At 44.9% G+C, this 22,290-nt stretch carries 17 protein-coding genes; 14 read left to right on the forward strand and 3 right to left on the reverse strand.

Annotation, left to right across the window (positions count from 1 at the left end; translation table 11 throughout):
* Positions 1 to 764 precede the first annotated feature (764 nt).
* The 11 genes from gltB to ACOJR9_RS15160 all read left to right on the forward strand — a co-directional run bounded on the left by gltB (position 765) and on the right by ACOJR9_RS15160 (position 14,433).
* Positions 765 to 5,231: a glutamate synthase large subunit gene (gene gltB / locus ACOJR9_RS15110; protein ID WP_420933749.1), complete on the forward strand. Its 4,467-nt coding sequence runs from the start codon at positions 765 to 767 to the stop codon at positions 5,229 to 5,231.
* A 13-nt stretch (positions 5,232 to 5,244) separates the two neighbouring features.
* Positions 5,245 to 6,660, forward strand: a complete 1,416-nt coding sequence (locus tag ACOJR9_RS15115; protein WP_420933750.1) for an FAD-dependent oxidoreductase — start codon at positions 5,245 to 5,247, stop codon at positions 6,658 to 6,660.
* Positions 6,661 to 7,074: 414 nt separating this feature from the next.
* On the forward strand, positions 7,075 to 7,620 hold the full coding sequence (locus tag ACOJR9_RS15120; RefSeq protein ID WP_420933751.1) for a hypothetical protein: 546 nt from the start codon (positions 7,075 to 7,077) through the stop codon (positions 7,618 to 7,620).
* Positions 7,621 to 7,648: 28 nt separating this feature from the next.
* On the forward strand, positions 7,649 to 9,046 hold the full coding sequence (locus ACOJR9_RS15125) for an amidase (RefSeq protein WP_420933752.1): 1,398 nt from the start codon (positions 7,649 to 7,651) through the stop codon (positions 9,044 to 9,046).
* 157 nt (positions 9,047 to 9,203) lie between these two features.
* Positions 9,204 to 9,791: a DUF2726 domain-containing protein gene (locus ACOJR9_RS15130; protein ID WP_420933753.1), complete on the forward strand. Its 588-nt coding sequence runs from the start codon at positions 9,204 to 9,206 to the stop codon at positions 9,789 to 9,791.
* 227 nt (positions 9,792 to 10,018) lie between these two features.
* Complete coding sequence (locus tag ACOJR9_RS15135; protein WP_032097369.1) at positions 10,019 to 10,717, forward strand: 5'-methylthioadenosine/adenosylhomocysteine nucleosidase; 699 nt, start codon at positions 10,019 to 10,021, stop codon at positions 10,715 to 10,717.
* Positions 10,718 to 10,754: 37 nt separating this feature from the next.
* Entirely contained in the window at positions 10,755 to 11,696 is a 942-nt protein-coding gene (locus ACOJR9_RS15140) for a cobalamin biosynthesis protein CobD/CbiB (RefSeq protein ID WP_420933754.1), read from the forward strand.
* Between the two features lie 146 nt (positions 11,697 to 11,842).
* Positions 11,843 to 12,715, forward strand: a complete 873-nt coding sequence (locus ACOJR9_RS15145; RefSeq protein ID WP_420933755.1) for a cobalamin-binding protein — start codon at positions 11,843 to 11,845, stop codon at positions 12,713 to 12,715.
* Between the two features lie 49 nt (positions 12,716 to 12,764).
* Positions 12,765 to 13,169, forward strand: coding sequence for a rhodanese-like domain-containing protein (locus ACOJR9_RS15150; protein ID WP_420933756.1), 405 nt, complete (start codon positions 12,765 to 12,767; stop codon positions 13,167 to 13,169).
* 209 nt (positions 13,170 to 13,378) lie between these two features.
* Positions 13,379 to 13,762 (forward strand): DUF2721 domain-containing protein, encoded by a 384-nt coding sequence (locus ACOJR9_RS15155; RefSeq protein ID WP_420933757.1) that lies wholly within the window; start codon positions 13,379 to 13,381, stop codon positions 13,760 to 13,762.
* A complete protein-coding gene (locus ACOJR9_RS15160) occupies positions 13,762 to 14,433 on the forward strand; it encodes a GNAT family N-acetyltransferase (protein WP_420933758.1) in 672 nt (223 codons plus the stop codon). The genes ACOJR9_RS15155 and ACOJR9_RS15160 overlap by 1 nt, the downstream gene beginning before the upstream one ends.
* 129 nt (positions 14,434 to 14,562) lie before the next feature.
* On the opposite strand, the gene tyrS is transcribed toward ACOJR9_RS15160, so the two are convergent.
* Positions 14,563 to 15,762 (reverse strand): tyrosine--tRNA ligase, encoded by a 1,200-nt coding sequence (gene tyrS / locus ACOJR9_RS15165; RefSeq protein ID WP_420933759.1) that lies wholly within the window; start codon positions 15,760 to 15,762, stop codon positions 14,563 to 14,565.
* Between the two features lie 302 nt (positions 15,763 to 16,064).
* Here tyrS and ACOJR9_RS15170 point away from each other — a divergent pair, with 302 nt between their 5' ends.
* The 3 genes from ACOJR9_RS15170 to ACOJR9_RS15180 all read left to right on the forward strand — a co-directional run bounded on the left by ACOJR9_RS15170 (position 16,065) and on the right by ACOJR9_RS15180 (position 20,085).
* On the forward strand, positions 16,065 to 17,417 hold the full coding sequence (locus tag ACOJR9_RS15170; protein WP_420936150.1) for an OapA family protein: 1,353 nt from the start codon (positions 16,065 to 16,067) through the stop codon (positions 17,415 to 17,417).
* Positions 17,418 to 17,448: 31 nt separating this feature from the next.
* The gene (locus ACOJR9_RS15175; protein WP_420933760.1) at positions 17,449 to 18,783 is read left to right on the forward strand and encodes an anhydro-N-acetylmuramic acid kinase; all 1,335 of its coding nucleotides are present in this window, start codon (positions 17,449 to 17,451) and stop codon (positions 18,781 to 18,783) included.
* A 180-nt stretch (positions 18,784 to 18,963) separates the two neighbouring features.
* Positions 18,964 to 20,085, forward strand: coding sequence for an alkene reductase (locus ACOJR9_RS15180; protein WP_420933761.1), 1,122 nt, complete (start codon positions 18,964 to 18,966; stop codon positions 20,083 to 20,085).
* 224 nt (positions 20,086 to 20,309) lie between these two features.
* On the opposite strand, the gene ACOJR9_RS15185 is transcribed toward ACOJR9_RS15180, so the two are convergent.
* Both ACOJR9_RS15185 and ACOJR9_RS15190 read right to left on the reverse strand, forming a co-directional pair.
* On the reverse strand, positions 20,310 to 21,392 hold the full coding sequence (locus tag ACOJR9_RS15185) for a peptidase M42 (RefSeq protein WP_420933762.1): 1,083 nt from the start codon (positions 21,390 to 21,392) through the stop codon (positions 20,310 to 20,312).
* A 252-nt stretch (positions 21,393 to 21,644) separates the two neighbouring features.
* Positions 21,645 to 22,091 carry an SRPBCC family protein gene (locus tag ACOJR9_RS15190; protein ID WP_420933763.1) on the reverse strand — a complete coding sequence of 149 codons (447 nt, stop codon included), beginning with the start codon at positions 22,089 to 22,091 and terminating at the stop codon, positions 21,645 to 21,647.
* Positions 22,092 to 22,290: the final 199 nt, after the last annotated feature.

Raw genomic sequence — 22,290 nt, forward strand, 5'->3', positions numbered from 1 at the left:
GTCTTTCCGGCGTTCTGGAATCCACTAACCAATGCACGCTAATGCTCATTACATTTTTGAGTATGAATTAGCAACAAGCACACGGAAGCATTTACCCGTATGCTCTTATATCTTTACTACTTGTCCCGACGCTAATTGACTACTCACCTGTATTGCTCATATGGGTGACTAGGGTAACGGATCCGGTGATGAAAACAGCTGGATATTCATTAATGACAAACGACAACACTACATATTTTTCGCTCCCTCGGAGGTTAACATCATAACTGACGATTATGAGTGGAATGGTTTATTTACAAGTAGATAAAAATACAAAAACCAGCCCTTGACTGGATAAAAAACCCACACCAATGAATATTTATTCATAGCTGAATAGCAAATGAGAAGTATTATCATCTCGAGCAGATTTGTTTTCCTACGCTATATTTTTATAACATTATTGTTACAAACCTAAAATCAAGTTTTTATAGCATTGAATTTTATCAACTTTTTAAATATTAGACTAATTCATGAGGAATGAGGCTTTTTTTGCGTTTGATTTTAGTTTTCAATGTGGGTATTTTGTACGACCCGCATTGCGTAAATGCATAAAAATGCGGAACGGCTGGAATCCTCTAATAATAAAAACGACAAGAAAGACGCATGCGCTGAGCTAGATGGCCCAAGCGCAAAAAGATGTCTAATTATGTTTCGATACGCACACCTAGGCGCATCTGCACGCAACGCATACCTTGCCCAGTCAATAAGGTTGAAGGAGTTAATAGATGAGTTTATACAATCCCAACGATTCCCGGGATAATTGTGGGTTTGGCTTAATAGCCCACACTCACGGAGAAGCCAGTCACGAATTGGTATCCACTGCAATCCACGGTCTAGACCGAATGCAACATCGAGGCGGTATCGCCGCCGATGGGAAAACCGGTGATGGCTGTGGTTTATTACTACAAAAGCCAGACGCCTTCTTCCATGCAATTGCCGACGAAAATGGTTGGAAGCTGGGTAAAAAATACGGTGTAGGGATGATTTTTTTAAATCAGGATCCTGTACTTGCCCAAGCTGCACGTGAAGTACTCAACGAAGAGTTAGAGAAAGAAACGCTTTCTGTTGTTGGATGGCGAGAGGTGCCTGTTGATAAATCAGTACTTGGCGAGCTTGCCCTCACTGGTGTTCCGCAAATAGAGCAAGTATTTGTCAATGCCCCAGCTGGATGGAGAAAGCGCGACCTAGAACGTCGTCTTTATATGATCAGACGACGTGCTGAAAAACGCCTAGAAGACGACCCAAATTTTTACGTGGCGTGTCTATCAGGTTTAGTCACTATTTATAAAGGTTTGGTAATGCCGAAAGACTTACCCACCTTTTATCTCGACCTTGCAGACGAGCGCATGAAAAGCGCCATTTGCGTGTTCCATCAGCGTTTCTCAACGAATACATTACCTCGATGGCCGCTTGCCCAGCCGTTTCGCTTTCTTGCTCACAATGGCGAAATTAACACGATTAAAGGCAACCGCGATTGGGCAATGGCAAGAGCGGCAAAATTCTCAACACCGCTTATTCCAGACTTGAAAGACGCAGCCCCGTTTGTCAATACAGAAGGTTCTGACTCTTCATCACTGGATAACATGCTTGAGCTGTTCCTAGCAGGTGGTATGGACTTGTTCCGTGCCATGCGTTTATTAGTGCCGCCAGCCTATCAAAATAACAAAACAATGGACGATGACCTTCGTGCATTCTACGAGTTTAACTCCATGCACATGGAGCCTTGGGACGGTCCAGCGGGTATCGTGTTAACCAACGGTCGCCACGTTGCATGTAACCTCGATAGGAATGGCTTACGTCCAGCGCGCTACGTCATTACCAAAAATGGTTTTATTACGTTAGCCTCAGAAGTGGGCATTTGGGATTATCAAGAAGCCGACGTCATTGAAAAAGGGCGTGTAGGTCCAGGCGAAATGCTTGCAGTAGACACGTACACGGGCAAAATCTGGCGGTCTACCGAAATTGACGACGAGCTAAAAGCGAGACATCCTTACAAAGAATGGCTGCAAAAGCACATTCGACGCCTAACGCCTATCGAAGCACTAGATGCATCGCTTATCGGTAAACGCGTGTTTGACGACGATGCAATGGCGGTTTATCACAAACTTCATGCATACAGCTACGAAGAAATTCAGCAAGTCATAAAAGTATTGGCAAAAGACGGTCAAGAAGCGGTTGGCTCGATGGGTGACGATACGCCAATGGCGGTTATGTCATCTCGTCAGCGCACCATTTACGATTACTTCCGTCAGCAATTTGCACAGGTGACAAACCCACCCATCGATCCATTGCGTGAGAATCACGTGATGTCGTTGGCAACCTGTATTGGTCGAGAGCAAAATGTATTTAGCGAAACCTCTGGTTACGCTGATCGCGTCTTATTTGACTCGCCCATATTAGTCTACACCGACCTTAAACAGCTTCGGGAATTTAACCCTGATAACTATTACTCTGAGGTAATTGAACTTCAGTACCTTCCGCAAGAAGGCTTGAAAAAAGCCGTGGAACGCGTGTGCAACGAAGTCGAGATGCTGGTTAAAAACAAACGCGCAGCGTTTGTAATCTTGTCAGATCGGAACATCAAGAAGAATCGTTTAGTAATTCCTGCGGCAATGGCAGTAGGCGCAGTGCAAAAACGCTTGGTTGAAAAGTCGCTGCGATGCGATGCAAACGTTGTGGTAGAAACCGCAAGTGCGCGTGACCCACATCACTTTGCCGTGCTTATTGGTTTAGGTGCAACTGCGGTTTATCCGTTCCTTGCATATGAAACCATCGAGCAATTGTGCGAAAAAGGCGAGCTCGACATTTCGCCCATGCAAGCAACATTGAACTACCGAAAAGGTATCAATAAGGGCTTATATAAAATAATGTCTAAAATGGGCATTAGCACAGTGGCAAGCTACCGAAGCTCAAAGTTGTTTGAAGCCATTGGTATTAACAACGAGGTGATGCAGCTTTGTTTCAAAGGAGTTACCTCGCGTATTCAGGGTGCAGGTTTCGATGATTTCCATCAAGACCACATCAACTTAAACCGTATTGCGTGGTTAAAACGCAAACCTGTTTCTCATGGTGGTTTACTGAAATATGTACACGATGGCGAGTACCATGCGTACAACCCAGACGTGGTTAGCACACTGCAAAAAGCGGTAGTATCGGGTGAATACACCGACTATCAGGAATACGCTAAGCTAGTTAACGAGCGTGCGCCATCGCACATTCGCGACCTGCTTGCGCTAAACCCAGAATGCGATCCTATTGATATAAGCGATGTAGAAGGGCCGGAAAATCTTTTCCCGCGCTTCGACACTGCGGCTATGTCAATTGGGGCACTAAGTCCTGAAGCCCACGAAGCCCTTGCTATTGCAATGAACCGCTTAGGCGGTCAGTCTAACTCGGGTGAAGGTGGTGAACATCCATCTCGTTTCGGTACAGAAAAGAACTCAAAAATTAAACAAGTTGCTTCTGGTCGCTTTGGTGTAACGCCCCATTACTTAGTCAATGCCAACGTAATACAAATTAAGGTTGCCCAGGGCGCCAAGCCAGGTGAAGGTGGTCAGTTACCGGGCGATAAGGTTAACAAGTACATTGCGCAGCTGCGCTTCTCTGTACCGGGTGTAACGCTTATTTCTCCACCACCTCATCACGACATTTATTCTATTGAAGATTTAGCCCAGCTTATTTTCGATTTAAAACAGGTAAACCCTACAGCGTTAATTTCGGTGAAGCTGGTATCTGAACCGGGTGTAGGTACTATCGCAACCGGTGTGGCAAAGGCTTATGCCGATCTTATTACCATTTCTGGTTACGACGGTGGAACAGGTGCAAGCCCGCTGACTTCGGTGAAATACGCTGGTAGCCCGTTTGAGCTTGGTCTTTCTGAAACACAGCAAGCACTTATTGAAAACGGCTTACGCCATAAAGTGCGCGTGCAGACTGACGGTGGTTTGAAAACCGGTTTAGACGTGGTTAAAGCAGGTATTTTAGGTGCTGAGAGCTTCGGCTTTGGTACTGGTCCAATGGTAGCGCTAGGCTGTAAATACCTTCGAATTTGCCACCTAAACAACTGCGCCACCGGTGTGGCAACCCAAGATCAGAAACTTCGTGACGACCACTTTATCGGCCTTCCCGACATGGTAATGAACTACTTTAAGTTTATTGCTCAAGAGGTGCGCGAGATCATGGCGTCCATTGGTGTTAGCAAGTTCGACGATTTAGTAGGTCGTACGGAGCTTCTTAAAGTACTTGATGGTATTACTGCGAAGCAAAACCGTCTTGATTTATCACCGCTATTGGCGCAGCCCATTGCTGGTGAGCACACTCGTCTATTCTGTTCGCAAACGACCAATGCGCCAATGGATAAGGGCGAGCTAAACGCTAAGATGCTTGCCGATGCAAAAAGCGCCGTAGTGAATGGCAAATCAATTACGCTGAAGTACCCTATTCGTAACACAGATCGTTCGGTAGGTGCCCTGCTTTCAGGTGAAATTGCTAAGCATCACGGCAATCAAGACTTTGAAGATACTCCTATTAAAGTTGAGCTTACCGGTACTGCGGGCCAAAGTTTTGGCGTGTGGAATGCAGGTGGCTTACACATGCACTTAGAGGGCGACGCTAACGATTACGTAGGTAAGGGCATGACTGGCGGTAAGCTAGTTATACACCCAACGAAAAACATCAAGTTCAATGCACACGAAAGCGCAATAATGGGGAATACCTGTTTGTATGGCGCAACCGGTGGTAAGTTATTTGCTGCTGGCCGTGCAGGTGAGCGCTTTGGCGTTCGCAACTCTGGCGCGATAGCCGTTGTTGAAGGTATTGGTGATAATGGTTGTGAATACATGACCGGTGGTATCGTTGCTGTGCTTGGTCCAGTGGGCGTAAACTTTGGCGCAGGTATGACAGGTGGCTTCGCTTATATAATGGACGATGGCGATGACCTTGACAACCGTGTTAATGCTGACTTGGTAGATATCATGCCAATTGGTGACAAAGCCATTCTTGTTGAACATTTACGTGGTCTTATCAATCAGCATTACGAAGAAACAGGCAGCGAACATTCTTTGTCCCTGCTTACTGACTTCAGTGCAACGCTAGCACGCTTCAAACTTATTAAGCCTAAAACCAGTGATGTGAAAAACTTGCTTGGTCACATCAGTCGTTCAAGCGCTGAACTGCGCATTCAGGCTCAATAGGAGGATTTACTTAATGGCAAAGAACGTATATCAGTTTGTCGATGTTGAACGTATCGATCCGCCTAAAAAGCCGATCATGGTGCGTAAGGAAGAGTTTGCGGAAATTTATCAGCCGCTAAGCCAGTCTCAAACCGAAGGCCAGGCAGATCGCTGCCTGGACTGCGGTAACCCATACTGCGAATGGAAGTGCCCTGTGCACAACTACATTCCTCAATGGTTAGATTTGGCTAACGAAGGCAGAATTATTGAAGCCGCTGAACTTTCACATAAAACCAATAGCTTGCCTGAAGTGTGCGGGCGAGTGTGCCCACAGGACAGACTGTGTGAAGGTGCATGTACGCTCAACGACGATTTTGGCGCTGTTACTATCGGTAGTATTGAGAAATACATTACCGACAAAGCCTTCGAAATGGGCTGGCGTCCGGACATGTCCGATGTTGAGTGGACAGATAAGAAAGTGGCTATTGTTGGAGCCGGTCCTGCTGGCCTAGCGTGTGCTGATATTCTTATCAGAAACGGGGTTAAGCCGGTAGTGTACGATAAGTACGAAGAAATTGGTGGCCTTCTGACCTTTGGTATCCCTTCTTTCAAACTTGAAAAAGACGTGATTAAACTGCGTCGCCAAATCTTTTCAGATATGGGTATTGAGTTTGTACTTAACACCGAAATTGGTAAAGACGTTGGGTTCGACGAGCTGCTGAATAAGTACGATGCCGTATTTTTAGGAATGGGGACGTACAAATCGATGCAGGGTGGTTTTGACAATGAACACGTACACGGTGTTCATGAAGCACTGCCGTTTTTGATTGCCAACACCAACCGCGTAATGGGGTTAGAAAAAGACCCCGCTGACTTTATCGATATGAAAGACAAACGCGTTGTAGTGCTTGGCGGTGGTGATACCACGATGGACTGCCTGCGTACGTCTATTCGTCAAGGCGCTAAAAGCGTAACCTGTGCCTATCGTCGTGATGAAGAAAGCATGCCTGGTTCACGTCGCGAAGTGGTTAATGCCAAAGAAGAAGGCGTTGAGTTTAGGTTTAACCTTCAGCCACTGGATATTGCCGTAGACGACAACGGCAATGCGGTAGGCGTTAAGCTGGTTAAAACTGAAATGGGCCCACCAGACTCAAACGGTCGTCGTCGCCCTATCGAGGTAGAAGGTTCAGAGCACGTTCTTGAAGCAGACGTGGTTATTATCGCCTTTGGTTTCCAGCCAAGTCCTGCGCCATGGTTTGGCGAATACGGCATTATGCTTGATGAAAAAGGCCGAGTGCGTGCTCCGCGTGCAGGTAAATTTGCTTATCAAACGTCTAACCCGAAAATATTTGCCGGTGGTGATATGGTTCGAGGTAGTGACTTAGTTGTTACTGCCATCGATGAGGGCCGTAAAGCTGCTGAGGGCATAATGGACTTTATGGGTGTGTAATACTTCATAAGTCAATGAAAGGCCTGAATGCATTGTGCATTTGGGCCTTTTTTATTTTTACTGCGACTGATATTGTGTTTGTTTGCACTTAGGTTTATTGAACTGCACAGCATTCAACAGCCCTACATGTAAAGAACCCCTATACCTTTTTCCATTTTCCTATACCTGAGTACGTACAGGATAAGTTGAACTTCCTCGTGATTCTTCTTACTATCATTATAACTTATTTTTGTAGTAATCTTTTAAGTGGGGCTAACCCTACATTCTTTTGCATAAAATAAGTGGTATACATAAGCTGGCACAAACAAGCTGTTGTGTATGAGCTGGCGTAGACGAGCCTAAAACTAATTGTTTTATGAGTGCAAACACACGACAAGCCTCCCTCTGTAAAAAATAAAGAGAATATGTAATATCATGAAAATAAAAAGCTCAGCACACCGTTTTATTGCGCACGTCTCATATGCCAAGCGCCGCTTCATCGAGCTTTTGTCGTTTGCACTTTTGTCTTCTCAGCCATTGGTGAACAAGCGAACTCTCATTCAATATCCAGTTTTTAAAAACGCCATCGCTTGCGCTGCGCTCTTGCTAGGAAGCGCATCGGTGCATGCTGACACAATAGCCACTGAGCAAGAGAAGGTGCAAAAAACTGCACAGAAAACTGAAACCCTTGGTAAACCAAACACAACCCCATGTCCGAACGAGTTTCATTCTATAGTACTATCCTCAGACGCCACTCAATGTCAGCAATTTGAGAGCGAAACTCCCGCAGCTATGGTGTACCACACCGCGCTTACGCCTTCCCAGGTAGTGAGCTTTTATAAAGAGCGCTTCCCCTTATTTAAAACGCATCCAGCAATCAATCAGCGCACGTTGATTACATCTAAAGAGCGAAATACAAAAATTGTCGTATCACCCGATAATGCAGGTGCTCAGGTAGATATTTTGGTGGCGGCTAAGTAACAAGCCAAATCAAAGAGAGAATTGTAAATTGCCAGATTTCACTCTCCACGACATGCCCGATGCCACCGCAATGCTAGAGCAGATGCGCACCGGAGAGCTTTCCAGTAAACAGCTAGTACAAGCCAGCTTAGACAGACTCCATCTAGTAAACCCACATTTAAATGCCGCAACCCAGGTGTTCACTGAGCAAGCATTAGCGGCGGCTGAAAATCCAATTGCTGGGCCTTTATCAGGCCTACCAATCACCTTGAAGGAAACCTATGCACTGGCTAAAGAGCAAGTTACTGTTGGTAGTGTTCGTATGCCGGCTATCCAATGCAAAGAAGACGCTCCAGTAGTAGAACGACTCAAATCAGCAGGCGCTATTGTTATCGCGCGGAGCAATATTCCCGAATTTGTGATGACCGCGGAAACAAGTAATTTGCGCTTTGGCCGCAGCAATCATCCAAAAGATCAAACGCGTGTGCCGGGTGGGTCAACTGGAGGCGAAGGCGCACTGGTAGCTAGTGGTGTATCGCCGATAGGATTTGGAACAGACATTTTAGGCTCTATACGAATTCCGGCTGCGTTTTGTGGCTTAGTGGGTTTTAGGCCTCACTCAGCTGCCGTTAACAAAAGTTCGGTGTACCCCGAGTCGGGTCCGTACTTTGAAACATTCAATGGAATAGGCCCAATTACTAGAAGCGTTCGAGATGCCCGCCTAGCGTATTCGGTAATAGCCAATGAACCACCAGCGTTACCCGCAACTATTAGTGGACTAAAGCTCATCGCTCCAAAGAATTACCCCTTCGAAGCAAAAGACGAATGCATAGATTCGGCCTATCGAGCCGCATTAGAGGGGTTGCAAACAGCGGGAATGGTAAAGCACGAACCTGTGCTTGATGATATCAAAACACTATTTATGAACGTGCCTAAATTGGTAACCGGAGAAATGGTCTCTGTATGGAAAGACTGGCTTTCTGTTGACGGAAAACCATTTTCAATTATCAATGAAACACTGCGTCAAATGACTGGAAGACCCACAGTACAACCTGGCTTTTTTCTTTGGCTATCGCTTATCAATGGCCTATATCGCCCTCGTAATCAAAGCACTTTGACCGGCATCATTGCAACCTATGAACATGCACGAAAACACTATCGAACGTTATTAGGCCGTGATGCATTACTATGCTTGCCCACAATAGGCATGCTCGCGCCAAAGCACGGTGCTATGAACCGTGCAACCTTAATGAAACCTGGACTCAATAAACAGATCACAGCCCACACACTCGTTAACATGCTTGACCTTTCTGGCATTACGGTGCCGGCTCGTGGTTTTAGCGATCCAAAAACCGGCTTAGTTCCAGGCATAATGCTCGCATCAGCCCCTGGCAATGAGGGAGCGTTATTAGATGCCGCAGCAGCGCTAGAAGAAACTTTGCTATAAAAAGTCAGAACACTCTTTATTTACACCCCCGTAACTCTTCATTACCCAAACAGCAATTCTTGGCATCTGCTTTGCAATATCTTCCTTACCAAAGGTCTAGCTTGATTACGCGTCACCTTTTTGACGCTACTATTGATTGATATATGTGAGGATAAAGATGGAATTGGCAATTATTTTGATGATGTTACTTATTGTCGTTGCTCTAGGCGCCATAAAATTGTCTGATGGAGGAATGGCATTTCCATTTCGACGTAAGCCACAGCTGTTTACCCAAGTGGAATACTCATTTTTGACGTTAATTGAACAAGCGATGGGCCGAGAATTCAGAGTGATGTGTCGCGTCCGTTTAAACGACATGGTTGCCGTTCGTCAATCGACAAAAAAGAAAACGGCATCACAAGCCCTCTCACGCGCATCAAGTCGTCAACTGGATTTTGTGCTTGTAGAAAAAGATACCATGAGCCCAGTGTTAGCCATCGACCTAGTACACAACCAAGGTAAAGAGGGCTACAAAACCCAAAAAGATTGGTTTGTTACTGGTGCTTTGGACGCTGCTGGAGTTCCTCATGTTCGCATTAAAGTAAAGTCGGGCTACAGTATTGAAGATATTCGAGAATGCCTTGAAAACAAACTTGTGCTATATCGTCGTCTACAGCAAAAAATGGCGCAACAGCCTACGCTGAATCCAGAGCCCACGAAACGCCCAACAAGGCCTATTCGGTCAAGCCGCCCTGCTGCTGCTTAATCATATATACCAGTCCGCATAGATAATTCCCCCCTTCCCCCTGCCTTTGTTACAGCTCATACTTACACAGAGTGACGGTAACAAAGGCATTTTTCTGTCAGTTTCACCACATTCCTTATACAATTAGTAATACAACGGCTTTTATAACTGCTTGCGTAACAGCTTATAATATTGCGGTTAAAGCAGTGCAACAGCACATTTTAAAACGTTAACTTGTCGGTACAATTATGAAACGAATTGGTATTTTAGGTGCAATGGATGAAGAAGTTGCGCTACTTAAAGCGTCACTCGACGACTTGAAAGAAACGAAGTGGAAACATTTAACGTTTTACGAAGGCACACTCAGCGGCATTGAAGTTATCTTAGTGAAGTGCGGCATAGGTAAAGTAGCAGCCGCGATCGCAACGACGGTGCTCATTGAGCAGTACGCTCCCGATGCGGTTGTTAACACTGGCTCGGCGGGTGGTTTTGATAAAAACTTAAACATTGGTGATGTAGTTATCGCTAGCCACGTTATTCATCACGATGCCAATCTTACCCACTTTGGCTACAAACTTGGCCAATGCGCCGGTATGCCAGAAGACTTTCGCTGTGATGAAGCGCTCATTGAAACGGCCAAAAATGCCACATCACACATTGCTGAAATACAATCTACCAGCGGCTTAATTTGCACCGGCGACGCATTTATTGGTAGCGATGAAGCCGTAGCAAAATTAAGAGAAGACTTTCCAGAAATGAAAGCGGTTGAGATGGAAGGGGCCGCAATCGGCCAGGTTTGCTACATGCTGAATACGCCATTTCTTGTTATTCGCTCTTTGTCAGATATTGCCGGGAAAACCTCGTCAGTGAGTTTTAAAGAGTATTTAGAGACCGCAGCAAAGCACTCTGCACAGCTGGTAATGGCAATGGTAAAAAACTTTGCATAACTGATTGTCTAAGCGAAAATGAAGACGTACCACACCAATGAATTCACTGATTAGTGGCATTGATTTTCAACCACTACTGATGCTTTGGTTGGCCATCGCTATCGACGCCTCTTGGCGATGGCCGCAGCGTACTCACCCACTAACACTTATGCGCTATTTGGTAACTCAGATGGGGCGTAAAGTGTTACCGTCCTCATCGTTTGCACCCAGCCAGCACTACATTTCAGGTACACTGGCAGCCATTGTATTACTTAGCCCTTTCGTTGCTTGCCTCGCCATTTTAGTTTCAATGGCACAGTACCCTGTTTTTTTTGATGCTGTCATTATGGTGGTGCTGCTTGATTACGGCTATCAGCGTCAGCAGTACAAAAAAGTGTTGGCTACTGTGGGCAGAAACAAAAAATCGCTAGCCCGTGAGTTAGTCTCGAGCATCACAGCGCGTCAATGCGATACGCTCACTGATATAGGTATTGCGAAAGCGGCTATAGAGTCGCTATGGCTAAAGTTTCTTTATCTCTTCTGTGGCGTTATTTTCTACTATGTCGTCTTTGGGCCCATTGGCGCATTAGTGTATCGACTGCTGCTTTTAACCTCATGGCAGTGGCACTATCGAGACCCCAAAATGGCGCTATTTGCTAAACCCATAAAAAAAGTCGTTAGCGTATTAGTGCTTCCTCCCGCTTTACTAGGCGCGCTCATCACGTTAATAAGCAGCAGACCTATTCGCGGTTTAAAAGCCGTTAAACGCTGTTCTGCTAAGGATAAAACCTCGCTGCTATTGGCAATCCTTGGCGGTATACATAATATCAAACTGGGCGGGCCTGCCATTTATGCCAATAGAAAAATACGCTACCCTCGGGTAGGTGGAGAACACGAGGTTACATTCTCAAACATGGTTTATGTTAAAAGAACAATCACCAGCGCCATGATTGGTGTAACTGCGATAGCCACACTGTTACTCATTGTTATAGGCATGTAGATTTAATGACTTCACTAAAGCATCGTATTCAACGCCCGCCTCTTTTCTCTCGGCTTTTTTCTCGCTTTGCTTGTCGCCCTTCTGCTTTTTGTGGTTTGTCCCTAGCTAAAAGTGTAATAGGCAGCGCTATCTTGAGTTGCTCATTTGTGGCAAACGTAGCTGTTGCCGCCGGCTTATTGCCACAAGGGCAAAATAAGGGCTCACCCAGCAGCTTCAACACTGAATATCATCAAGCAGAAAACCCTGCATTACACGAGGGGCAACAGGCTCCTAATAAAGACAGCTTGCGAATAGTTAGCCTGGCACCACACCTCACCGAATGGGTGTACAGTTTGGGGTTAGGCCCTAACCTTGTGGCAGTGAGTGATTACAGCGATTACCCCGAGGCAGCGAAAGCGCTGCCTCGAGTTGCTGACTACCAAGGCGCAGATATGGCCGCCATCCTCGCTTTTAAGCCCGATTTGGTGTTAGCGTGGAATGGAGGAAATAAGCCACAAGATATACAAAAATTGTCGTCTTTAGGGCTTAACGTATTTGATAGCGCAATAACGCAAATAGACGATATCCCATCAGAACTGATTCGTTTAGGTACGCTAACGCATACTAGTTTAAAAGCGAAAACCCTGGCTGAAGCATTTAATGAGAAGATAGCGGCGTTAAAAAACGCTTATTCAAGGGAGACGCCCAAAAACGTGTTCTATTACTCGTGGTCCACACCTCTGATGACAGTGGGCCCTAAAGCATGGCCAAACAAACTGCTGAACGTATGCGGCGCGCAGACGGCATTTTATGACAGCCCCATCGATTACCCTCAAGTATCCGTTTCAGAAGTGCTAATCCGTCAGGTTGATGTAATTATTGCGGCAAGTAACGAAAGCAAAGCGTCATTGTCATCATTCTGGGAACCTCATTCAGACTTTTTAGATGCGGAAATAGTTACTGTGAACCCCGACATAACCAGCCGATTCTCGCTGCGTCTTGCAGATGAACTAAAACGACTTTGCAGCGGTATTAATTAAACTTTTGTAGTATATTATTAATTGAATTATCGCAACGGGAACAGCCAACATGCGATTGGTCGTCACAGGCTTCTTACTTGCTGTAGGCATTGCACTGTTTTTATCATTGCAACTCACAGCCAAAGCCACCACATATCGAGATATTGAAGCTTCTCCTTTTCTGCTAGAAAGAATAGCCAGCAACGACTGGCTGCTAATTGACGTTCGCTCACCTGAAGAATACGCCAACGGACACATTCCTGGTGCCATCAACATTCCCCATAAAAGCATCGATGAATACATAAGCGAATTGCAAGAACACAAAGACAAGCCTATCATTCTTTATTGTCACTCTGGTAGACGAGCAAGACTCGCCATGAAGGTATTGCAAGAACACGACTTTACCGACGTAATGCATTTGGAAGGGGATATGTTGGGTTGGAATGAAGCTGGGTACGCTGTTGAAAAAATGTAGCAACTGGGCAATTTATGACAATAGCACGTTATCTAAAACTCCATTTATTCAATAAATTTCCCATCTGACCATAACGAGGGCGCTAACACCTAGCTACGCCCCATCCGGTTTCTAATTATAGCAAAACGAGAGCCGTGTGAAGCAGCACAACTGTGTGGTACACTTTTTCTCATTACACGTTTTCATATAAGCAACCTTAAGAAAACCAAATGCAAATAGATATTGCTACTCCCGCCATGTTGTTCCCTGCTATTTCGTTACTGTTACTGGCCTACACCAACAGATTTCTTACGCTTGCGACCATAATTAGGAACTTTGCTAAAGAAGAGCGCAACGACAATACGGTCGCACAGATCACTAATCTACGCCAACGCATTTCATTGATAAAACGCATGCAAATAGCTGGCGTAGGCAGCTTCTTTTTATGCGTGGTTTCTATGCTTGCCATTTACCTTACTTATCAAAAAGTAGGTAATTGGATATTTGCTGCAAGCTTAGTGTCATTACTTTATTCACTCTGGATGTCTGTTCGAGAAATCTTGATTTCTGTTGAAGCCCTTGACGTTCATTTAGACGGTATGAAGGATGACTGATGCACAATACTACCCCTAAAGACGCACATAAAAGCGCAGAAACACACAGCAACAGGCCCCTAAATAACGTATCTCGAGAAGAATTGGCTCGAAATATCTTCTCTCCACATGACTTACACTATGTTCAGCTAGCCCCTCAGTACTTTGAGAATGTAATTACACTGGGAAATTACGTCCATGGGGATAACTATTTAACCCCCGAGCTAATGACTGATTATTACACTCGCAGCTTTCATAATAACGTTAATGCTAGCTGGCTGGCGTTGCACGATGGCGTAGTCGTGGGATTCAGACTTACCTTTGCCCATACTCAATGGACGCCAGATAAATGGTGTTCAACAAACCTTTGGACCGTCCACAAAGACAAAGTTTGTTATTTTAAATGCAATACGGTTGCGCCAAGTAAACAAGGCTTAGGGATTGGAAGCAAGCTGTTGGCTAAATCGATTGAAAGCGCATCAATGCAGGGTGCCGTTGCAGGGCTGGCTCATATATGGCTGGCTAGCCCAGGCAATAGTGCGTTTAACTATTTTTCCAAAAATGGCGGTGTTCTTATCAAAAAACATTCGAACAAATGGCAGCACGCATCAATCTACGAAGGTTACGACTGCCCTGTTTGCGACAAGCACTGTTACTGCGAAGGTGCCGAAATGTTGCTTCCGTTCAGCTAGAAAATAACGATGCTAATAAAAAGCCTGCGTAATTTTCATTAACAGGCTTCTGATATTTTTACAGTTTTTCTTGTTAAACGTTTATCTTTCGCCTTAAGTACTCGCAAGTTTACCGTGTAGACCTTTGAATTAAGAAAGCATGATACGAGCAAATTTGCGTTTACCCACTTGGTAAACATTTTCGCCCTTTTCAACAAGCACAAGGCGTGTATCTTCTACTTTGTCGCCGTTAATTTTAACTGCACCCTGCTTAATCATTCTCATTGCATCTGAGGTTGAGCCCACAAGCTTTGCCTCTTTTAGCAAGTTACCAATAGCTACGCCATCGGCAGGCAGGGTAATGTCTAATTCAGGCATGTCATCTGGAATTGCGTTCTTTTGGAAACGCTGAATAAAGTCTTGATGGGCGTCTTCAGCTGCGGCTTCGTCATGGAAGCGAGCAATAATCTCTTTCGCAAGCAGAATTTTAATGTCACGAGGATTTTCACCATCAGCAACACGGGTTTTAAGGCTGGCAATCTCTTCTAACGGCCTGAAACTGAGTAAGTCGTAGTATCGCCACATTAAATCATCAGAAATTGACATTACTTTACCGAACATATCGTTAGGTGCATCGGTAATGCCGATATAGTTATTGAGCGACTTCGACATTTTTTGAACGCCATCTAGGCCTTCTAGCAGCGGCACCATTACAATAGACTGCTGACTTAAGCCCTGCTCTTTTTGAAGCTCACGCCCCATAAGCAGGTTGAAACGCTGGTCGGTTCCGCCAAGCTCCACATCAGATTTAAGTGCAACAGAATCCCAGCCCTGAACCAGTGGGTAAAGAAACTCGTGAATGGCGATTGGCTGACCGTTGTTATAACGCTTTTTAAAGTCGTCACGTTCTAGCATACGAGCCACCGTTTGGCTGGCCGCTAACTTGATCATGCCAGCCGCGCCAAGGCTATCCATCCACTCAGAGTTAAAACGTATCTCCGTTTGGTCTCTATCTAGAATGTTAAAAACCTGCTCTTGATAGGTTTTTGCATTTTCTAAGACTTGCTCTTTGCTTAATGGCTTACGCGTGACGTTTTTACCTGTTGGGTCGCCAATAAGACCGGTAAAATCACCAATAAGAAAAACAACCTTATGACCTAGCTGCTGAAAGGTACGAAGCTTATTGATCAAAACAGTATGACCAAGGTGAAGATCAGGCGCAGTTGGATCAAAACCAGCTTTGATTGTTAGGGTTTTGCCAGATTTAAGTTTCTCTATTAAATCGTCTTCAGGGAGAATCTCATCAACACCCCGTTTAATTTCTGCGAGAGCTGTTTGCCAGTCATTCATTTATTATTCACACTCTTTGATAACACTAATTCACTTTGGTCGGCATTTTACGCACACTACGGAACCATTAAAAGGTTTACTCGTCAAAATTGAGCTATCAGCGGTTGCCGCTTTATCAAGTAAGAATTTATCTGTGTGTTTATACTCTTTTTATTTTTCTCTTAGGAGGCATTTAGATAAACAAACCAGCAAGAAAAGTTGCATTTTTAAGCAACCTATGTGACATAGTATTTGATGAATAGTACTATGTAGACAGTATTTCTCTAGAAGGCAGTAGAAAGAGAAAATAAATGAGAAAAGAAATGGCGAAAAAAATAGACACTTCTAAAGCTGTCAATTTGATTAGAAAGTTACCAAAGCAGCACAGAACAAGCCTCGCAATAGCCAGCATGTTTTTAGGTGCGCTTATTCTTTTACCATCGGAGCCGGTAGAAGCGAGTCGCCACCAAGAGGCATTATCTCTTGATGCGGGCATACGCTACCCCGTTACACTTCAACTCACCTCGTCCTCCGACGTTTTCATTGGTGAAGAAGAATCACCTTGGCAGACTTATAAAGTAAGAAGTGGTGACACGTTAGCAAAAATTTTTAAACGCGCAGGCTTTACTTCACGTGATGTCTATAACGTTACCAATGCGGGAGAGCTCGCGAAAACCTTAGTTACTTTACTCCCAGGCGACGAACTGTCGTTTAAAGCTGACCGCGAAGGTCGCTTTGGCGAATTGAAATACGCCTTATCGGCAACCGAAACGTTGCTGGTACGCCGCAATAAATCTCAAAGCGATACAAATGGGCACACCAACGTTAGTTCAGACGCATTAGTCGTAGAGCTAGAAAAGCGCAGCGTAGATATTCGCTATAATTTTGCTCAGGGCGAAATAACGTCTAGCTTTTGGAACGCCGCCCGCGATGCGGGTATGAGCAGCAACCAAATTATGAATTTAGCGGGTATTTTTGGTTGGGATATCGATTTTGCCATGGAGATACGCGCTGGAGATACCTTCAACGTGGTATTTGAAGAGCAGTACATCGATGGTGAGTTTGTTGGCTATGGCGATATTGTTGCCGCTGAATTTACCAACCAAGGCGAGCAGTTTAGCGCTATTTTGCATGAAGATGGCAGATACTACACGCCCGACGGGCGCAGTATGCGTAAGAGTTTTTTACGTGCGCCTATTAATTTTCGATATGTCAGCTCTAACTTCACTAAGGCCCGTTTTCATCCCGTACAAAAACGATGGAAGGCACACAGAGGTACCGACTATGTCGCCAAAGTGGGAACGCCGGTTATGGCAGCAGGCGATGGCAAAGTAATTAAATCGGCTTACGATAAATACAATGGTCACCACGTATTTATTAAACACGGAGAGAAGTACACCACGAAATACCTTCACTTCAAAAAGCGTGCAGTACAAGTAGGCGATACGGTTAAACAGGGTCAAACGGTGGGTTACTTAGGCAGTACTGGCCTTGCCTCAGGTCCACACCTTCATTACGAGTTTTTAGTAGATGGCGTGCACCGCAATCCAAGAACAGTCCAGTTGCCTAAAGCATTACCTATAGCAAAAGAAGAGAAAGCGCAATTTATGGAAATTGCGTCGGTAAGACAACAGCAACTGGATAATAACAAGCGCATTATGCTTGCTATGCGTTAATAATATAAATGGCTATGTGAATACTAACTAAATGGCAAAATACATTGGATTGATGTCAGGGACGAGTATGGACGGCGTAGACGCCGTCCTTTGTGATATTTCCGGTGATGCTTTCGGTTACCGATGCCAAACACTTGCCGCCTATTCTTTTCCCTATTCCGATGAGTTACTTACTGCCTTGAACGCGTTATGCATAACAGGCGACAATGAACTCAATACCCTAGCGATAGCCGACAGACTAGTCGCCGAGGTATTTGCCGACGCTGTGCACGCCCTGTTAGCGCAAGAAAACCTATCTGCTAGTGATATCACAGCAATCGGATCCCACGGACAAACCATAAGACATCACCCAGACTGCAACGTGCTTTCCCTCAGCTTTAGCAAAGACAACCTACGCACGTTTACCTGTCAAATTGGCGATGCCAATACCCTTGCCGTACTCACCGGAATTGATGTGGTTGCCGACTTTAGGAAAAAAGATATTGCCCTTGGAGGTCAAGGTGCCCCCCTAGTACCGGCCTACCATAATGCGGTATTCGCACACACCTCAAAATATCGAATACTGGTTAATATTGGCGGCATTGCCAATATTACTGTTGTTCCACCTGCTTATCAGCAACGTCCACCTTTAGGCTTTGACACTGGGCCTGGCAATACACTAATGGACAATTGGATACGCCTACATTTAAACCAACCGTTCGATAGCAACGGCAGCTGGGCAGCCCAGGGACGCGTGAATCAGCCGCTGTTGAATCACATGTTAAGTGACACATACTTCTCCTCACCTTTCCCTAAAAGTACCGGCAGAGAGTATTTTAATATCGATTGGCTCAGCCATTATTTATCACCTTTCTTTTCTGAGAGAGCCGGATACATTGATGAAAGCAGTAAAGACAACGCTTTTCGCCCCGTCGATATTCAAGCCACGCTGTTGCAACTTACGGCTAAAACCATTACCAATGCAATACAGCAAGTGGTAAGTACTCAGCATACGAACCATATTGAAAGCTCCTTCGAGCAAAACAATATTGAAGTGATTGTTTGTGGCGGCGGCACCTTCAATAATGTGTTAATGAATCAGCTAGCTTCCGACTTAGCTTTTGAGACACCTGCTGAACCTTCTTCTAACTTGGCTGCTAACTTGGCTGCTGACTTGGCTTCTAGTTCACTCCCTAACTCTTCTAGCCAGCCATCAAGCTATACCGTACTCACTTCTGACCATGTGGGCATTCACCCTCAGCATGTTGAAGGGGCCGCATTTGCTTGGCTAGCGTTTGCTTACCTTCATGATATTACAGGCAATGTGCCGCAAGTCACCGGAGCAAGTAGAGCTGCTGTTCTTGGAGCGCTTTACAAAAAGAACTAGCGTGCTGATTTTGCATCAATACGAACATTTCACCGGCTTCCTCAGTTACAAAGCGAGCCTTTAAAGACTCAAAACATCTTTAATATATAATTTCGCACTAATATCGCCTATTGAATCAATCCAAGTTACATCCACTTATGTATTTACTACCACTAAAGTAGAAACCATAAAGGATACTTAATGACAGATTCAGCATTATTCCAACCCATAGAGTGGGCAGGAAAAACATTACAGAACAGAATGGTGCTTGCACCAATGACCCGCGGACGCGCTGGCAACGAAAGCATTCCTAATAAAATAATGGGCGATCAGTACGTACAGCGTGCCGATGCAGGCCTTATCATTTCTGAAGCCACATCAATTTCTCCAGAAGGTGTGGGCTGGGTAAATGCTCCCGGTATCTATAACGATGAAATGGTAGAAGGCTGGCGTTCAGTCATTGATCGCGTCCACCACGCAGGCGGGAAAATTGTGCTGCAGCTATGGCATACAGGCCGCGCATCGCACAGCGACTTTCACAACGGCGAGCTACCTTTTTCAGCATCGGCTATCAAGATTGAAGGCGACGAAATTCATACCCCTAAGGGTAAAAAACCTTACGAAGTACCCCGCGCTATGACCGCTGATGATATTCAGCGCACGGTAGAAGATTTCAAAAAAGCGGCAATAAATGCAAAAGCCGCTGGTTTTGATGGTATCGAGGTTCATGCAGCCAATGGTTATCTAATCAATCAATTTTTAGATGGACGCAGCAATCAGCGTAACGATAACTATGGTGGCAGTATCGAAAACCGCTATCGTTTTCTTTCTGAGGTAATGGATGCAGTGCTGAGCGTTTGGCCTGCAGACGATGTAGGCGTTCGTTTATCACCCAATGGTGTGTTCAACGACATGGGTGCCGACGACTACAGAGAAACCTTTACGTACGTAGCACAGCAGCTTAACAAGCTGAAAGTTGGTTATTTGCATGTAATGGACGGACTGGCTTTTGGTTTCCACGAGCGTGGCGAGCCAATGACTCTTGCAGAGTTTAGAGCGCTGTTCGACGGTATGATTATTGGTAACTGCGGATACACGAAAGAAGAAGCAGAAAAACGCATTAGCGACGGCGACGGCGACATGATTGCTTTTGGTAGACCATGGATAACCAATCCAGACCTTCCAACACGCTTTAAGCACAACTACCCACTTACACCGTTTGACGACCCTTCTACGTGGTATGGCGGCGACGAAGAAGGCTACACCGACTATGAAACCTATCGCGAATCAAGCGGTAAAGCGGCAATGTCTTCGCTAACCTAATTCTTACTGCCATAAAGTAATGAACAACAACGCCTAATTGTTTTACCACGATTAGGCGTTTTTTGTTGTTTACCTGCCTTTGCCGTCACACTCTGGGTCATCTTTTTTATCATAGAACTGTTTAAATTAAGCGCAGAGTAAAAATGCGATGAGTTGTGAGTTTTCATCTATAACGTGCAGAGTTTCTCGATTTAAAGTGGTCGCGTGTTCAGCGAGAGCATGATTCACTTTGCTATCATGTTGCTCAATAAATTTATAAAGGCGGCCACTGATTTTAAAGGCGCAGACTCTTGCATGGTATGATATCCGCTACTTGGAATTTGCAAGGTCGTACCATCAACTAAACCCGACGATGCCGCAATGATACGCCCCAATTCGGTCGAACCAAGAGATGTAGGTGTTTCGTCTGCACTTTTAAGCGCATTCTTCTGCTCGACATACGTGTCTTTGTACAGCGTCGAATAGCTCATTTCGTCGCACAGTAATTGAAGTTTTGCGGTTAGTTCGCTATTGAAGCTGGCGTTGGCATCTTTATGTCTGAGTACTAGGTCTTGTGATGCTGCAAGCTCATGTGTATCAAAGGGGCTGGTGTCTACTACAACAAGCTGATTTGTTTGTCCGCCAAAACGTCTGAACCACTCGAGTAAGTAGCGCCAACTTTTACCCGCTTCTTCCTGAGCCGTAAAAAATGCCGTGCCTTCGAAACCCTGCTCGAAAAGATAAACCAACACCGCTGCGCACAGCACATTATCTAGCTGACCCACAATAAAGTCGCCCTCGATAGATAAGCTATCGTTGAATGCCACAGGGGTGCCAGCGACAAGATGTTCCAATCCTTTAAGTGAAAAAATGAGGTTATTGCGAAATTCACATACGCTCGCCGATTCTATTACCCCTGCTCCTCGATAGCTGCCAGACCAAGGTTCATACGCAAAGACCTTCTCCCCCTGAAAACGGCCCACAATTTTATTCATCAGTTGCTCCGACACAGAGTTGCCAAGCAAATCGGAACGCGCTCCAGCAACAAACGCAGCGTACTGAAACTCGTTAGGGCCGGTACAAATTAAACCGTGTCTATCAATATGGGCAGACAAGTAAAGTTGGTCGGGCTGCTTGCCTTGAGCAACCAGTAATCCCTCATACCAAGTGACGGTTGCACCGCGTTCTTCCAATTCTCGCTGCAATACGCGAAAAAACGCATGTTCATTGCCTACTACACTGGGTTGACGCATTAATGTGTGAAGTAACGACGTAAACTGTTCAGACAATGCAGAAGAGCGCTGTGTTGATGACGTTGCTGATGCCATAACAAATCCAAGATCAGAGAGCGAATGATGTACCGGTAATACTCACTTTTTATGTGAAAAAAGTGAAGTGATAAATAGATCAAATTTGAGGAAACACGGAACAAAAACGGCCATAGTGCAACAACGCTCATACCTGCTCCCACTACACGTGCTATCACGCAATATAAACGAGCGTTATCAATTGAAGTTAAAGCAGGATCCTGTCACAAAACATGTAGTACTGATGGCGTTAACACTATTTAATTTAACGCCTTAATTTAACGCCTTTTGCCTGTCGGCTAATACCGCTAGTTTTTCCAAACATGACATCCACGCATATTCATGCTGATTGCATTCTTCTTTATTAACGAAGCCACTTTGCATTAACACTACGTTTATACGATCAGGCTCTACTTCCTTAAAATGAAGGTTTACGGAAGTAATATGAGACTCGTCTAAGTTATCTTCCCACGCCCATGAAAAAGCCAATTGCTCATCGGTGAGTATAGTTACGTATTCGCCTGTTAGAGACATTTCTACACCATTTGGCTCCATCATCTTAATTCGATATCGTCCGCCTTCTTTAAAATCGTTCATCACTTGCGTAACTGAGCAGTTACCCGGCGCAAACCACTGTGAGAGGTACTCAACTTCATGAAATGAAGCGTAAATAAACGAAAGAGGTGCAGTAAATGTAACGTCTATGGTGAACTGATGCATAAGATGGCCTTTGTCAATTTACTTGAAGTACATTATAGAGAGTCACTTTTAACACTGACGTATGCGATATGGACTCTACTTGACTGTTAGTTTGGTTATCGACCATTGTTCATGAATGCTTGACGTTTTAACTCCCTCTTTTCCACTTTTTGATACACGTTGTTGAGCTAATAAAGATGCAACAAATCATTCAATCAAG

The sequence above is a fragment of the Alteromonas ulvae genome, from assembly GCF_048987005.1.
GTDB lineage: Bacteria > Pseudomonadota > Gammaproteobacteria > Enterobacterales > Alteromonadaceae > Alteromonas.

What these genes read in the sequence shown, in the direction of transcription:
- ACOJR9_RS15180 (WP_420933761.1), top strand. Translation starts at nt 18,964, where the DNA reads ATGACAGATTCAGCATTATTCCAACCCATAGAGTGGGCAGGAAAAACA.
- tyrS (WP_420933759.1), bottom strand. Translation starts at nt 15,762, where the DNA reads ATGAATGACTGGCAAACAGCTCTCGCAGAAATTAAACGGGGTGTTGAT.
- ACOJR9_RS15155 (WP_420933757.1), top strand. Translation starts at nt 13,379, where the DNA reads ATGCAAATAGATATTGCTACTCCCGCCATGTTGTTCCCTGCTATTTCG.
- ACOJR9_RS15190 (WP_420933763.1), bottom strand. Translation starts at nt 22,091, where the DNA reads ATGCATCAGTTCACCATAGACGTTACATTTACTGCACCTCTTTCGTTT.
- ACOJR9_RS15170 (WP_420936150.1), top strand. Translation starts at nt 16,065, where the DNA reads ATGGCGAAAAAAATAGACACTTCTAAAGCTGTCAATTTGATTAGAAAG.
- ACOJR9_RS15160 (WP_420933758.1), top strand. Translation starts at nt 13,762, where the DNA reads ATGCACAATACTACCCCTAAAGACGCACATAAAAGCGCAGAAACACAC.
- ACOJR9_RS15140 (WP_420933754.1), top strand. Translation starts at nt 10,755, where the DNA reads ATGAATTCACTGATTAGTGGCATTGATTTTCAACCACTACTGATGCTT.
- ACOJR9_RS15185 (WP_420933762.1), bottom strand. Translation starts at nt 21,392, where the DNA reads ATGGCATCAGCAACGTCATCAACACAGCGCTCTTCTGCATTGTCTGAA.
- ACOJR9_RS15130 (WP_420933753.1), top strand. Translation starts at nt 9,204, where the DNA reads ATGGAATTGGCAATTATTTTGATGATGTTACTTATTGTCGTTGCTCTA.
- ACOJR9_RS15120 (WP_420933751.1), top strand. Translation starts at nt 7,075, where the DNA reads ATGAAAATAAAAAGCTCAGCACACCGTTTTATTGCGCACGTCTCATAT.
- ACOJR9_RS15135 (WP_032097369.1), top strand. Translation starts at nt 10,019, where the DNA reads ATGAAACGAATTGGTATTTTAGGTGCAATGGATGAAGAAGTTGCGCTA.
- ACOJR9_RS15150 (WP_420933756.1), top strand. Translation starts at nt 12,765, where the DNA reads ATGCGATTGGTCGTCACAGGCTTCTTACTTGCTGTAGGCATTGCACTG.
- ACOJR9_RS15115 (WP_420933750.1), top strand. Translation starts at nt 5,245, where the DNA reads ATGGCAAAGAACGTATATCAGTTTGTCGATGTTGAACGTATCGATCCG.
- ACOJR9_RS15175 (WP_420933760.1), top strand. Translation starts at nt 17,449, where the DNA reads ATGGCAAAATACATTGGATTGATGTCAGGGACGAGTATGGACGGCGTA.
- gltB (WP_420933749.1), top strand. Translation starts at nt 765, where the DNA reads ATGAGTTTATACAATCCCAACGATTCCCGGGATAATTGTGGGTTTGGC.